Below are 13,896 nucleotides of genomic sequence, written 5' to 3'. Positions count from 1 at the left end.
CGCCTCAGGTCGCTTCCTGGAAATCCATTTCCGGCGGCTGACGACGGAAGCCACCGGTGAGCACCGCGAGGTAAACCACACCCACCGCCAGCCAGCTCAAACCCAGATAAATCGCCAGATGATCGAGGCTGACCATCAGCCACAAATCCGCGACCAGACCAATAAATGGAAAGAGCAGAAACAGCACCAGTTCACGCAGGCCTTTTTTCTCACCGCCGATCCAGTAATGAAAGATCACCGACAGGTTGACCAGACTGAACGCCAGGAAAGCACCGAAGTTGATGAACGAAGTTGAGGTGGTCACATCGAGTTTTAGCGCCAGCAACGCCACCACGGCACACAGCAGGATGCTATTGACCGGAGTACCGAAGCGCGCGTGCAAGGTGCCGAAGAATGATTTCGGCAATACACCGTCACGGCCCATGGCGAACAGCAGTCGCGAGCCACTGGCCTGTGCCGACAGCCCCGAGGCGAACTGGCCGACAATCAGACCGATCAGGAAGATCGACACAAACAGATCACCGCCAATATTGCGGGCGATTTCATAGGCGGCCGAATCGACACTGTCGAACTGAAACGACGGGTGCGCGATCTGCACGAAATACGAAACACCGACGAAGATCAGTCCGCCGATCAGTGTGATCAACATGATCGCCCGTGGGATGGTGCGGCGTGGGTCGCGGGTTTCTTCGGTCAAGGTACTGACCGCATCGAAGCCGAGGAACGAATAGCAGGCAATCGCCGCGCCGCTCATGATCAGCGGCATTTGCATGTCGCCATTGAAGAACGGCTTGATCGACCACAACGGCGTGCTCGCATCGCCACCGGTGTAGTGCACGCAGAGCGCGACGAAAGCAATCAGCACCAGAAACTGCACCAGCATCAGCAAGGCGTTGATGCCGTTGGCCAGTTTCAGACCGATGATGTTGATCGCGCTGGTGATGCCGATAAACGCCAGCACCCAGATCCATTGCGGGATCGACGGGAATGCCGAAGCGAGATACGCCGCACCGATCAGCCAGATCGCCATGGGTAAAAACAGGTAATCGAGCAGCACCGCCCAACCGGCGATGAAACCGAGCTTGGGGCTGATCGCCTTGCGCACGTAGCTGTAGGCGGAACCGGCGACCGGGAATGCGGCGGCCATGCGCCCGTAGCTCATCGCGGTGAAGAACATCGCGATCAGTGCCGCCAGATACGCGGCGGGGACCATGCCGGCGGTGGATTGGGCGAGGATGCCGAAGGTGCCGAGGACAATGATCGGCGTCATGTAGGCGATGCCGAACAGCACCACCGACCCTAATGAAAGGGTGCGTTGCAAACGAGCCATGGGCGACTTACTCCGAATTTTATTGGATTTATGGCAGAGCCGGGTTCGGCGAATGTTTTCGGGTTGGTTTTGTTGTTCTGGTGTTGTTTGAGTTTTAGGTTCGACTTGAAATCTTTTCCCCCTCACCCCAGCCCTCTCCCCCAAGGGGTAGAGGGGAAAGGGAGCAGATCTCCGTGGGTTTCAAATCCTGAGTTCGACTCGAGTTCGCAGTTTCAAACCCTGCGCCCAATTCGAATTCGCAGTTTCAAATCCTGAGTTCGATTCGCAGTTTCAAATCCTGAGTGCGGCTCGATATTTCAGGTCGGCGTACCTCGGACAATCAACTCGGTCAGTCCCCTCTCCCTCCGGGAGAGGGCTAGGGTGAGGGCAGCGGTCAACGGCGTGGAATCAACAATTCACGAACACCATCGCCGCGCTCCACCTCCTCCCCCGGCAACTTCAGGCGCTGGTCATCCAGATAGCGGTAATCCTTGCGCGCAATCTCTAACCGGTCGAAATCCAGCTCAACACTGAACTGCCCTTCTTCCCGTCCGGCCTCAAACAGCAACGTCCCCAGTGGATCCACCAGCGCACTGCCACCCGCGAACATCAAACCGTCATCCCCAGCCTCGACGCGATTGACCATCAACGCAAACGCCTGATTCTCCTGCGCGCGGGCCATGATCGCGGTGCGGTGAGTCGACGCGTACGGGTCCATGTTGCCGTTGGTCACAATGAGCAATTCCACACCCAGTTGCGCCAGGGCACGGGCCGACTCCGGAAACTCGATGTCGTAGCAAATCAACAAACCGACACGCACGCCGTGCCACTCGCACGTGGCGTAACGGTCGCCCGCCTCGAACACACCGCGATCCGACGCCCACAAATGCGTCTTGCGGTATTTCAGCGCAATGCCTTCAGGGGTGATCAGCAGCGTGGTGTTGTAGAAGCGACCCTTGTCGTTTTCGGCCATGCCGATCACCACGGCGATATTGCGTTCGCGCGCGGCGGCCAGCACGGCGCTGACGGTCGGACCATCCAGCGGTTCGGCGGTGTGCGCGACGGTCTCGGCCGTCGGGAAGCCCATCAAATGGGTTTCCGGGAACACGATCAGCTGCGTGTCCGGCGCACACGCGGCAATCGCTGCCAGTGCGCGTTCGAGGTTATATGCCGTGGCATTGTCACGGCCCGCCAGTTGGGCGAGTTCGACTTTCATGAGGGTTCCCTTGTTATGAGCGTCGGGCGCTGAAAGATTGCCCGGTGGCTGTCTGTGGGCCAGTATGCGCAGCAAGCGAGCGGCCAGGGAATTACGCGGCCGGGGTAACCCGATAGGGGTAGATCGATGACACTTTCGTTTGACGACATCACCTGGCACCGCGCCGTCGGGCAATTGATCGACGCGCTCGACAAGCCGAATTTCTGGGCGCAACTGGTGCGACTGCTCGACCAATACGTGCCGTTCGATAGCTGGGTGGTGCTGCTGTTCAGCGCCGATCAACACCCGCAAGTCTTCGCCGAATGCCCGGGCGCAGACGGCAACCCTGACCCGTTGTTTCAGGATTATCTGCGCGGCCTGTACCTGCTCGACCCGTTCTACATCGCCTGCCGTGAGCAAACGCGCACCGGTCTGTATCGCCTGTCCGAGGTGGCGCCGGAGCATTTCGAACTGACCGAGTATTACCAGCGATACTTTCGTCTGAATGTCGTGGCCGACGAAATCCAGTTCAATTGTCAGCTCGAAGGCGATCGCACGCTGTGTCTGTCGCTGGGCAGTGAAAAACGTTTCACTGGCGAACATATCGCCTTGCTGTCATTGATCCAGCCTTGGGTGCTGGGCCTGCTGCGCCAACGATTACCCTATGAGATCAACGAAACCGTGGCCCTCGCCGCCGCACCCGCTCAAGCAGACTGGCGCGTGCAACTGGAAGCCTCGGTGCAACAACTCAAGGGTGCGCAACTGACGGCGCGGGAACTGGATGTCGGGCGTTTGATGCTCAGCGGTTGCTCGAGTAAAGAAATCGCCCGTAAGCTGGAAATCTCCGTAGAAACCGTGAAAGTCCATAAGAAACACATGTACAGCAAGCTGGGAATCAAATCCCAGTCCGAGCTGTTTTCGATTTTTCTTCAGGCACAAAACGCCTGATCGTTTGGTGAAGTGGCTTTTTGTAGGAGTGAGCCTGCTCGCGATGGCGTCGGGTCAGTCAAATCATTTGTAGCTGATATACCGCTATCGCGAGCAGGCTCACTCCTACAAGGGAATGTGTTTATCCCTGAATCTTCGCTGATTATTCCGAGTCCGAACCAAGGAAACCGTATGAGCCTGTCACTCCTGAGCCGCTACGCCTTCTTTGCCGTCTGTGTGATATTTACCCTCGCCAGCCTGCCTTTCCTCGAACATGACTGGCTGTGGCCAATCACTGCGGTCACCGGCGTGCTGAGCCTGATCGGTCTGTTCGACCTGCTGCAAAGCCCGCACGCGGTGCGCCGCAACTACCCGATCCTCGGCAACATCCGTTACCTGGTCGAAGGCATCCGCCCGGAAATCCGCCAGTACCTGCTGGAATCCGACAGCGACGCCCTGCCCTTCTCCCGCGCGCAACGTTCGCTGGTCTATTCGCGAGCGAAAAACGAAACCGCCGACAAACCCTTCGGCACACTGATCGATGTCTATCAATCCGGTTTCGAATTCATCGGCCACTCGATGCGCCCGGCGCCACTGAGCGACCCGAGCAGTTTCCGCGTCACCGTCGGCGGCCCGCAGTGCAGCCAGCCGTACTCTGCGTCGGTGTTCAACATCTCGGCGATGAGCTTCGGCTCGCTCAGTGCCAACGCCATTCGCGCACTCAACCAAGGCGCGAAACTCGGCAACTTCGCCCACGACACCGGTGAAGGCAGCATCAGCCCGTATCACCGCGAACACGGCGGCGACCTGACCTGGGAGCTGGGCAGTGGCTACTTCGGTTGCCGCACCAGCGACGGCCGTTTCGACCCGGAACGCTTCGCTGTCCAGGCACAGAACCCGCAAGTGCGGATGATCGAAATCAAGATGAGCCAGGGCGCCAAACCCGGCCACGGCGGCATCCTGCCCAAGCACAAAGTCACCAAGGAAATCGCAGAAACCCGCGGCATCCTGATGGGCGAAGACTGCGTATCGCCGTCACGCCACAGCGCGTTTTCCACGCCGCTGGAAATGATGCATTTCATTCAGCAACTGCGTGAACTGTCTGGCGGCAAACCGGTGGGTTTCAAGTTCTGCCTCGGCCACCCGTGGGAGTTCATGGGCATTGCCAAAGCCATGCTGGAAACCGGCATTCTTCCGGACTTCATTGTCGTCGATGGCAAGGAAGGCGGCACCGGCGCCGCACCGGTCGAGTTCACCGACCACATCGGCGTGCCAATGCGCGAAGGCCTGTTGTTCGTGCACAACACCTTGGTCGGCCTGAACCTGCGCGACAAGATCAAACTCGGCGCCAGCGGCAAGATCGTCAGCGCCTTCGACATCGCCAGCGTACTGGCCATCGGTGCCGACTGGGCCAACTCCGCACGCGGCTTCATGTTCGCCATCGGCTGCATCCAGTCGCAAAGCTGCCACACCAACAAATGCCCGACCGGCGTGGCCACGCAGGATGCTTTGCGCCAACGTGCGCTGGTGGTGCCGGACAAGGCGCAGCGCGTGTTCAACTTCCACCGCAATACCTTGAAGGCGCTGGCGGAAATGCTCGCGGCCGCCGGGCTGGAACATCCATCGCAATTGTCGGCCAAGCATCTGGTGCGGCGCATGTCGGCGACCGAGATCAAACTGTTCTCGCAGTTGCATGTGTTCCTGAAACCGGGGGAATTGCTCACCGGGGAAGTGAATGGCGAGTTCTATTCGCGGATGTGGCAGATGGCGCGGGCGGACAGTTTTGAGCCGCAGGAAGTGGCCGCGGCTTAAGCGTGAATGAAGCGTCAGTCTGTACAACCGATTGACGCTTCAGCTTTTGCGTTCAGGCAGCAGAAAAAACAGCACGATTTGATCGTCGACTGAGTTCTCGTTCGAGACATTCGCCCATCCTCATTGCTGCACCTCTGTTGACTGCCGCGCGGGATTGGAAAGCACTAAAGCTTTGAGCCTTCTCGCAGGCGTTGTATCGCTCTTTCAGATCGGCGGTGATGTCCCGCACAGCCTTGCCGAGCGATCAGTGGCACGGGTAACAAAAAAGCCCCGATCTCTCGACCGGGGCTTCGTTGTTTACGCAGCTACAACTTACGACGCCGAACGCACCGCGCCTTGCGCTACGTTGGTCGGTTGCAACTTGAACACATAGAACAACACGGTCAGCAGCACCAGGAACGCCGGGCCCACATACAGCGCCACGCGCGTGTCCGGGAAGTACGCCATCAGGCCGACCACCAGCACCAGAAACGCCAGCGCAAAGTACGAGCTGACCGGGTACAGCCACATCTTGTACTTGAGGCCGGCACGTTCGCTGGCGCTCAGGCCTTTGCGGAATTTCAGCTGGGCCAGCAGGATCATCACCCAGGTCCAGATCGCACCGAAGGTGGCAATCGAGGTCACCCAGACGAAGACTTTCTCCGGCACCAGATAGTTGAGCATGACGCCCAACAGCAACACCCCGATCGACAGCAACAGCGCACGACGCGGTACACCGTTATTCGATGTTTTGGCAAAACCGGCCGGGGCCTGGCCGTTCTGCGCCAGGCTGTAAAGCATGCGCCCGGTGCTGAAAATGCCGCCGTTGCACGACGACAGCGCCGCGGTGATCACCACGAAGTTGATGATGCCGGCGGCAGTCTTGATGCCCAGACGTTCGAAGGTCATCACGAACGGGCTGCCCTGGGTGCCGATTTCGTTCCACGGGTAGATCGACAGAATCACGAACAGTGCGCCGACGTAGAACAGCAGAATCCGCCAGAACACCGAGCCGATCGCATCGGGAATGGTCTTCTGCGGGTTCTTCGCTTCACCGGCGGTCAGGCCGATCATCTCGACGCCGAGGTAGGCGAACATGACCATTTGCAGCGACATCAATACACCGGTCACACCGTTGGGCATGAAGCCGCCGTGGGCCCACAGGTTGGAAATTCCCAGCGCCACACCGTCATTACCGAAGCCGAAGGCGATGATGCCGATGCCGCCGATGACCATGGCGATAATCGTGACGATCTTGATCAGCGCGAACCAGAACTCGAATTCGCCGAAGGCCTTCACCGCGATCAGGTTGATCGAGCCCATGCTGATCAGCGCCGCGAGGGCCCAGATCCAGCGCGGCACATCGGGAAACCAGATGCCCATGTACACGGCCACCGCGGTGATTTCCGCGACGCAGGTCACCAGCCACAGGAACCAGTAGTTCCAGCCCGTGAGAAAGCCCGCCAATGGGCCGAGGTAGTCTTGCGCGTAACGGCTGAACGAACCGGCCACCGGATTGTGCACGGCCATTTCGCCGAGCGCGCGCATGATCACCAGGATCGCCAGACCGCCCAGGATGTACGACAGCATGATTGCCGGGCCGGCCATTTCAATGGCCTTGGCCGAACCTAGAAACAGACCGACGCCGATACAGGCACCGAGCGCCATCAGGCGAATATGCCGTTCGCCGAGTTCGCGTTTGAGCGGACCGCCCTGAGCGGTGTCGCCGTGAGGCAGTTGATTGCCGACTGGCATAGGGGTGCAACCTCGTCTTGTTATTGGATATGACCACCGAGTGTCGAAGCGTCGGCCGGTAGGCCTTGGCTGCTGTGAAACCGCGTCAGCTTCGTGGGCAAACGCGTCTTGCAAGACAACCTGCAAGATCAGCGGGACGTGCAGTATAAAAACCTTGTCGCAGGTCTTTTCACTCTATAAACCACAAGATTCAGCGGGAGTTGCCACAAATGCGCAAGCTGGTCGGGAAGATCAACTGGTAGCTGTAGGAAAACTCGCCACTAAAAACGGCGGCGAGTATTGCACAACCTTGGTGCGTCGTCTTTTCAACGCGCGTTTTTTACCCTCAGGAATCTGCCATCAAGCTGCGTTACTTTGCCGTGTCGGGTTGACCACGGTTTTCACGACTTTGGAACCGGTTCTGATGACCTTGTCCTGAAAAAAAGCCTTGGCCACTCGGGTTGGCTTGTCAAAGAAACCGGGATCTTTAACGGAATATTGGGCGATGGTCGGGGCACCATACTGGGCTTGGTAGTGAAGCACCCATTCACCCGTATTCCGCTCATATTTCATGTAAGCAAACCCCGTCAGAATCATGTACGCGTTGCCGTTTTCATCATTACGCAAGCCGTAATCCGGAAACTCCATGGCGGCACTCAATCCCCAACCATGTTCGTGGCTGGGCAGATCGTTGTATTGAGCAGCTTCTTTGCCTGCTTCCACGTGTCTTACGCGCAGGACGTTTTCCCCCATCTGATCGACGATAAAAGAGCAGCCGCTGAACCCAGGTGTAAACACATGATCGGGCTCACCCCATCGAGGGTGAACGGGAATGTCGACATATCCTCCCTGAGGCGCCCAATACCCCGATAACGCATTGGTCTGGTGTGGCAGTTCGTCAGGAATGCTCCACACGCTGATAGCGTTGAATTCGCCTTCAACCACGCCGGAAGTTGTCATCCTTTGCATGGAAAAAATCATCTGCCCTCCTCCTTCGGCATGGGTCATTTGCGGATCTATCTTGCGGATATCCGACCAGAACTGGGACTTGAAAAGATCAGTGCTGATAGAAAGATTATCGAATTGCGGGGCCGCCAGTGCCTGATGAATATTCGTCGGCCTGCTGGTGAAAGGGACAAATTCAAACTGCCCCCAGTCGTAGGAAAGATGGCGAACATCGTTGAGCGTGACCACTTCGATCCGAGGCTCCCACAGACCGTTGGGCAAACGCTCGCGCTGGAACGGCGGGCGCACCCAGACCGGCCTGCCAGAGGTACCTGGCTGCGGTTCGCCAGCGATGTCCGTCTCATGCGGATCACCGGTGATATTGCCGCCGAACAGCGACTGCGGTTGCCATTGATCCGGCGCCACTTGCCGATACCGGCGAGCCGCAAGTTCGTTGAAAGCGGAATCGACAAGGACGACGTCGACAACCTCCGCGTTGAGGGTGAAATCATTCTTGACGCGGTACACCGCGACCTTGCCCCGCTCATCGATATTGCGAATATAGCGGCGCTGTCCGTCAGCACTTTGCAAGATGCCTTTACCTGCCGGGCTGAGGCGGGACAATTCGGACGGCCTGACGGCATAGCGACGAAACTGCCTGTTACTGAACCCGGCAGGTGTCGGTTCGACTTTTGTCGAAGGAGGTGGCAACGCATGTTGCCATTCGCCAGCCCCGTCTTGCTCAACCAGCGGCTGATAAGCCTGCGGTTTGTGCGGATGAAGAATTCTCGATTGCCCGGTGGCCGGTTCAATGACTGTCTCGAAGACACCGTCCTCGACCTTTACATAGTGCTTGTTGCCGACCGCAAATTGATTCTGTGGATCAGGTTTCACGTCTGCCAACGAGACGTCGCTTCGATAAGGTGCGAGGTCAGGCTTCCACAAACGCTTCTGTCCAGCAGGCATTTCAATCGGCGTGAACTCCGAATGAACGCCGGCCAACAACGGAAGAGACGCCACACCAATACCGATATTTTCCAGCACGTCGGTGATGTGTTGCCAACCGGCTTCCTTATCGCCCTTGCTGAGTTCCTCAAGCCCTTCCAGTACTTCGTCCATCATTTGCACGGCCGACACCCCGAGCATGACCAACCCCAATGGAGGGATGGCAAAAGACAGCACATTGAGTGCGGCCAGGCCGACTTCGAGGAATACCGAGAGCAAGGACTGCTCATCCCGCACGTCGGCATCGGCATTGGACACAGCAGCATCGCGGGCATCGCTGAAAATCCGCTGGTTGAACTCGCGCTGCAATGTTGTCCAGATGTCATAGTGCTGGGCCCATGGATCACCCGATGGGTCCAGCACCCTGAGCTGCAAAAGAAAATCGGGCTGATGTTTTTGCCGACGGGTTTCATGATCCCACAGCCGTGGTTTGCCTGACGCCGTTGGAATCTCTTCGGTAAAGCTGTAGTAGAACGTCGAACGATCCTTGTAACGCATGAACCGGCTGAAGAACTGTTGATAGGCCGTTGGCGCTTTGGGCGAGTCACTTTCAGCGCGACGCACGAACTGTTCGATCAAACGGGCCTTGAGTGCCGTCACCGTTGCGTAGTGCTTGACGGGATGATCGGGATCGTCAGGAATGTAAGCGATGAAACCGTTATTGGCGTAACCGTCAACGGTCGGCAGCAGGTCGTCCAGAATGCTTTCATCGTCCGGGTCGGCGATCTCGAAAATGATACAGCTGTGCACGGGCAACTCATTGAAACTCAAGCTGCGATACCACAGCGTCTTACCGTCTACGTGAACGGGTTCCTTCCCTCCAACACTCGACATCAGCGCTTCAAAATGTTCCCGGCGAATATCACCTTTACATAATGCAATGTAACTCGCTGCATTCAGCGCTGCTTTCTGGTAGTTGACGAACAGTTTATTCAGCTTGTCCCGAGCACTGCTGTCATCCCAGCGCAGTTCAGTATGCAAATGGGCCTGATACTGTTTGCCGATATCAAGCAGCCTGCACAACTCAATAAACTCATGAACACCAAGTCCGACCTCGACAGCCCCCCTTCCAGACGCCGTCATATAGCAATTCGGCTTAAAGAAGAACATTGCCTTTTTTTCAGCCGGACAGTTATGCAGGGCGGCGTCAAGCAGCGAAGCGGGCGCAACTTGCGAGGTGTGAAAATCACTTTTACCGGACAAATCCACCTGCACCCGATTGACGTCCAGATCCAGGCCGGACCTTTCCTTGATGGCCCTTGCCAGCAATGGTGCGGCGAATTCATGAGGTGTTTTCACCGCTGCCATGGCGTTATTCAGCAACGTGTGCGCCGTCACACTTTCTTCTATCAGGCGTTGAGCTTCTTCGCGTTGTTTCGGCGACGCACTCTTTAACCATTGTGGTGCATTGGCATCAAAACCTTTTAACACCTCGAAGTTTTCTTTTGACATTTTCAACAGTGGCAACGGCGTTGCCGCGGCAACAATATCAACATGTTCGGCAATACTAAAAACCTGACCACGAAACTCAAACATGGCGTTATCCCAGACAAATAAAATTGAACGCCGAGTTAACACCAAAACATTCAACAGCCAAAGTTCTCGAGTACTACCAGACTTTAGCAACTTGAATTCATAAAAATAACCGTCGCTAAAAAGTTACACGTGTGTGTTTTTGATGCGAAGTCTCTCGACCGCCCACATCGCATCGCATGTTCCGTGCCGTACCTCCCGGCCGGCCGCTACCGCACATTTTTTTCACCAGCGCCAACCACCGTCTAAGCTTCAGACAGGTCCGATCAATCTGCGTAAATGGATCAATCGACTATGGGCGCTTTGTGGCAAACCGATTCGAGTAAAGCCGTGGTTCCGACTGAACGTGTGGATGATCAAGCGCCTGTCCCTGAAAAACCCCGCCGCAGCCGGCACGGGTGGAAGGCTTTCTGGTTATTGCTGCTGATTATCGCAATCGTGGTAGGGCTGGCGGCTGCCAAGGAGATGCGTACCTCTCGTTTCCAGTCCCGTGAACTCAGCCAGTATGCGGCGTCCCTGACCTACAAGCTTGAGCCGGGGCCCAGCGAAGCGATCCGTTATCCGGGCAACGGGCCGTTCGATATGCGCCTGGGTTACAGCGCTCTCGATGAGTTTTTGCCGCGTCTGCTCAAGCGCAACTATGTCGTGACCCAACAGACGCGTTTTTCGCCCGCCCTGCTCAGCTACACCGACAAAGGCTTGTTCGTGCCCTATTCGGAGAAGATCCAGGCCGGACTGTCGATCACCGATTGCCGCGCCGCACTGCTGTACAAGTACAACTATCCGCAACAACTGTATTCGAATTTCGCGGCCATCCCGCCGGTGGTGGTCAGCAGCCTGCTGTTCATCGAAAACCGCTTTTTGCTCGACACCAAACAGCCGTTGGCCAACCCGGCCGTGGACTGGCCGCGGTTCGGCATGGCCGCGTGGTCGCAAGTGGCCAAGGTGCTGCGCCTGCCGGGGCAGTCGGCCGGCGGCAGTACTCTGGCGACACAGCTGGAGAAATATCGGCATTCACCGGATGGCCTGACCGTGTCCGGTGCCGAGAAGATTCGCCAGATGATTTCCGCCAGCGTTCGCGCTTATCAACCTGGCCCGCAAACCCTCGGTGCACGGCAAAACATCATTCGTGACTACCTCAACAGCGTGCCGCTGTCGGCAGTGCCGGGTCACGGTGAAGTGCATGGCATGGCCGAAGGCTTGCGCGTCTGGTACGGCACCGACTTCAGTAAGGCCAACGAACAGCTGAACAGCCCGGCGAGCGACCCGAAAACCATGGCGGAGAAAGGCCTGGCCTTGCGCGAAATGCTCTCGCTGATGATCGCCCAGCGTCGGCCGTCGCATTACCTGACCAAGGGCCGCGAAGAGCTCGCCGACCTCACCGACAGCCACTTGCGCCTGCTCAAGCAGAACGGCGTGATCGACACAGCCCTCGCCGATGCCGCCCTGGCCAGCACCGTCAGCTATCGCGACTGGCAGACCCAGCCGACCCTCCAGCCGATTGAAACCAACAAAGGCATCAGTGTTGCCCGCAGTCGTCTGGCAAGCATGCTCAACCGCCCGCTGTACGACCTCGATCGCCTCGATCTTTCGGCCACCAGCACCCTGCAAGGTGACCTGCAAACCCAGGCCACCGCTTACCTGAAAAAACTCGCCGACCCGGTCTACGCTGGCGAAATCGGTCTGCTCGGTGAACGCCTGCTGACACCCACCAGCACCACTCAGGTTCGTTACAGCTTCACCCTGTTCGAACTGACCCCGGACGGCTCGCGCGTGCGGGTGCAGACCGACAGTACCGACCAGCCCTTCGATATCAACGAAGGCAGCAAGCTCGAACTGGGCTCCACGGCAAAGATGCGCGTGCTCACCACTTACCTGCAAATCATCGCCGAACTGCACGACAAGTACGGCGCCATGAGCGTGCCGGAACTGAAAAAAGTCGATGTACCGGATCAGGACCGCCTCAGCCAATGGGTCATCGATTATCTGATCCAGAACAAGGATCACGACCTGTCGAAGATGCTCGGCGCCGCACTGGACCGCAAATACTCGGCCAGCCCCGGCGAGGCGTTTTTTACCGGCGGCGGGCTGCACGTGTTCCACAACTTTCGCAAGGAAGACAACGGCCGCTTGCCGACCCTGCGTGATGCCCTGCGTGAGTCGATCAACCTGCCGTTCATTCGCCTGATGCGCGATGTGGTGCGCTACGTCACCTATTCCGGCCCCAACAGCAGCGCCGAACTGCTCAAGGACGACCGCGACCCGCGGCGTCAGGAATACCTGGCGAATTTCGCCGACCGCGAAGGCACCTCATTCCTGCTCAAATTCTGGAAAAAGTACAAAAACAAAGACACCCAGGCGCGTCTCGAAACCTTCCTCGACAGCATGCGCCCGACGCCGATCCGCATGGCCGCCGTACACCGCTACCTGCTGCCCAATGCCAGCCAGGAAGACTTCAACAGTTTCGTGCGCTCGCACCTCAAAGGCGCCAAGCTCACCGAGAAGCTGACCGACGACCGCCTGATCAGGCTCTACGACGCCTATGGCCCGGGTACCTACGACTTGCCGGATCAGGGCTTCATCGCCAAGGTGCACCCGCTCGACCTGTGGCTGATGGGCTATCTGCTGAGCAACCCGGACGCGACGTTCACGCAGATCGTCAAGGCCAGTCACTTCGAACGTCAGGAAGTCTACAGCTGGCTGTTCAAGAGCAAACACAAGGGTGCTCGCGACAGCCGCATCCGCACCATGCTCGAGATCGAGGCATTTCTGGAAATCCATCAGCGCTGGCAGCAAGTCGGCTACCCGTTCGATCATCTGGTGCCTTCGCTGGCCACCGCCATCGGCAGCTCCGGCGACCGTCCGGCCGCACTCGCCGAGCTGATCGGCACCATCCTCAACGACGGCGTGCGCATGCCGACCCTGCGCATCGACAGCCTGCACTTCGCTGCCGACACACCGTACGAAACCCGTCTGGTGAATGACCCGCATGTCGGCAAACGGGTAATGCCATCGGCAGTCGCCAATGCCATGCGCGAAGCACTGTCGCAGGTGGTGGACGCCGGTACGGCGAAACGTGTTTCCGGCAGTTTCAAACTGGCCGATGGCAGTCCGCTGGCCATGGGTGGCAAGACCGGCACCGGCGACAACCGGATCGAAGCCATCGGTTCGGGTGGACGTATCCTCAGTTCGAAGTCGATCAACCGCACCGCGACCTTTGTGTTCTACATCGGCGATCACCATTTCGGCACCCTCACCGCATTCGTTCCGGGACGCTCGGCGGAGAACTTCAAATTCACCTCGGCCCTGCCGGTGCAGGTGCTCAAGGGCATGGCGCCGATTCTGACGCCTTACCTGCAACCGGGCAGCGACTCGCAATGCCGTCCGGTGGAGGCACCCCGCGTCGCCATGACCGGCCCGTTGCAGCCGTTAGCGAGGTAACAATTCGTGTCAGGCA

7 protein-coding genes are annotated in these 13,896 nt (G+C 58.1%); 3 read left to right on the top strand and 4 right to left on the bottom strand.

The annotated features are described in order from the left end of the window. Window positions 1-4: 4 nt before the first annotated feature. Window positions 5-1,330 (bottom strand): APC family permease, encoded by a 1,326-nt coding sequence (locus ACW9IR_RS08245; RefSeq protein ID WP_457462657.1) that lies wholly within the window; start codon window positions 1,328-1,330, stop codon window positions 5-7. A 373-nt stretch (window positions 1,331-1,703) separates the two neighbouring features. Continuing rightward, complete coding sequence (locus tag ACW9IR_RS08240) at window positions 1,704-2,525, bottom strand: carbon-nitrogen hydrolase family protein (RefSeq protein WP_457462655.1); 822 nt, start codon at window positions 2,523-2,525, stop codon at window positions 1,704-1,706. Window positions 2,526-2,651: 126 nt separating this feature from the next. On the opposite strand from ACW9IR_RS08240, the gene ACW9IR_RS08235 reads away from it, so the two are divergent. Next, window positions 2,652-3,452 carry a response regulator transcription factor gene (locus ACW9IR_RS08235; RefSeq protein ID WP_457462653.1) on the top strand — a complete coding sequence of 267 codons (801 nt, stop codon included), beginning with the start codon at window positions 2,652-2,654 and terminating at the stop codon, window positions 3,450-3,452. A 171-nt stretch (window positions 3,453-3,623) separates the two neighbouring features. Continuing rightward, on the top strand, window positions 3,624-5,243 hold the full coding sequence (locus ACW9IR_RS08230) for an FMN-binding glutamate synthase family protein (RefSeq protein ID WP_102900354.1): 1,620 nt from the start codon (window positions 3,624-3,626) through the stop codon (window positions 5,241-5,243). A 312-nt stretch (window positions 5,244-5,555) separates the two neighbouring features. Here ACW9IR_RS08230 and ACW9IR_RS08225 read toward each other — a convergent pair whose 3' ends face one another. Continuing rightward, window positions 5,556-6,977: an amino acid permease gene (locus ACW9IR_RS08225; RefSeq protein ID WP_457462651.1), complete on the bottom strand. Its 1,422-nt coding sequence runs from the start codon at window positions 6,975-6,977 to the stop codon at window positions 5,556-5,558. Between the two features lie 339 nt (window positions 6,978-7,316). Next, window positions 7,317-10,442 carry a dermonecrotic toxin domain-containing protein gene (locus tag ACW9IR_RS08220; protein WP_457462649.1) on the bottom strand — a complete coding sequence of 1,042 codons (3,126 nt, stop codon included), beginning with the start codon at window positions 10,440-10,442 and terminating at the stop codon, window positions 7,317-7,319. Window positions 10,443-10,733: 291 nt separating this feature from the next. On the opposite strand from ACW9IR_RS08220, the gene ACW9IR_RS08215 reads away from it, so the two are divergent. After that, window positions 10,734-13,880 (top strand): transglycosylase domain-containing protein, encoded by a 3,147-nt coding sequence (locus tag ACW9IR_RS08215; protein WP_457462647.1) that lies wholly within the window; start codon window positions 10,734-10,736, stop codon window positions 13,878-13,880. The last annotated feature ends 16 nt before the right edge of the window (window positions 13,881-13,896 follow it).

The sequence above is a fragment of the Pseudomonas sp. SDT291_1_S447 genome, assembly GCF_054070155.1.
Note: the sequence above shows the minus strand (reverse complement) of the source record. Positions and strands in the feature narration are given on the sequence as shown.

Excerpts from the sequence above, each read along its gene's own strand:
- ACW9IR_RS08215 (WP_457462647.1), top strand. The coding sequence starts at position 10,734 with ATGGGCGCTTTGTGGCAAACCGATTCGAGTAAAGCCGTGGTTCCGACT.
- ACW9IR_RS08230 (WP_102900354.1), top strand. The coding sequence starts at position 3,624 with ATGAGCCTGTCACTCCTGAGCCGCTACGCCTTCTTTGCCGTCTGTGTG.
- ACW9IR_RS08240 (WP_457462655.1), bottom strand. The coding sequence starts at position 2,525 with ATGAAAGTCGAACTCGCCCAACTGGCGGGCCGTGACAATGCCACGGCA.
- ACW9IR_RS08245 (WP_457462657.1), bottom strand. The coding sequence starts at position 1,330 with ATGGCTCGTTTGCAACGCACCCTTTCATTAGGGTCGGTGGTGCTGTTC.
- ACW9IR_RS08225 (WP_457462651.1), bottom strand. The coding sequence starts at position 6,977 with ATGCCAGTCGGCAATCAACTGCCTCACGGCGACACCGCTCAGGGCGGT.
- ACW9IR_RS08235 (WP_457462653.1), top strand. The coding sequence starts at position 2,652 with ATGACACTTTCGTTTGACGACATCACCTGGCACCGCGCCGTCGGGCAA.
- ACW9IR_RS08220 (WP_457462649.1), bottom strand. The coding sequence starts at position 10,442 with ATGTTTGAGTTTCGTGGTCAGGTTTTTAGTATTGCCGAACATGTTGAT.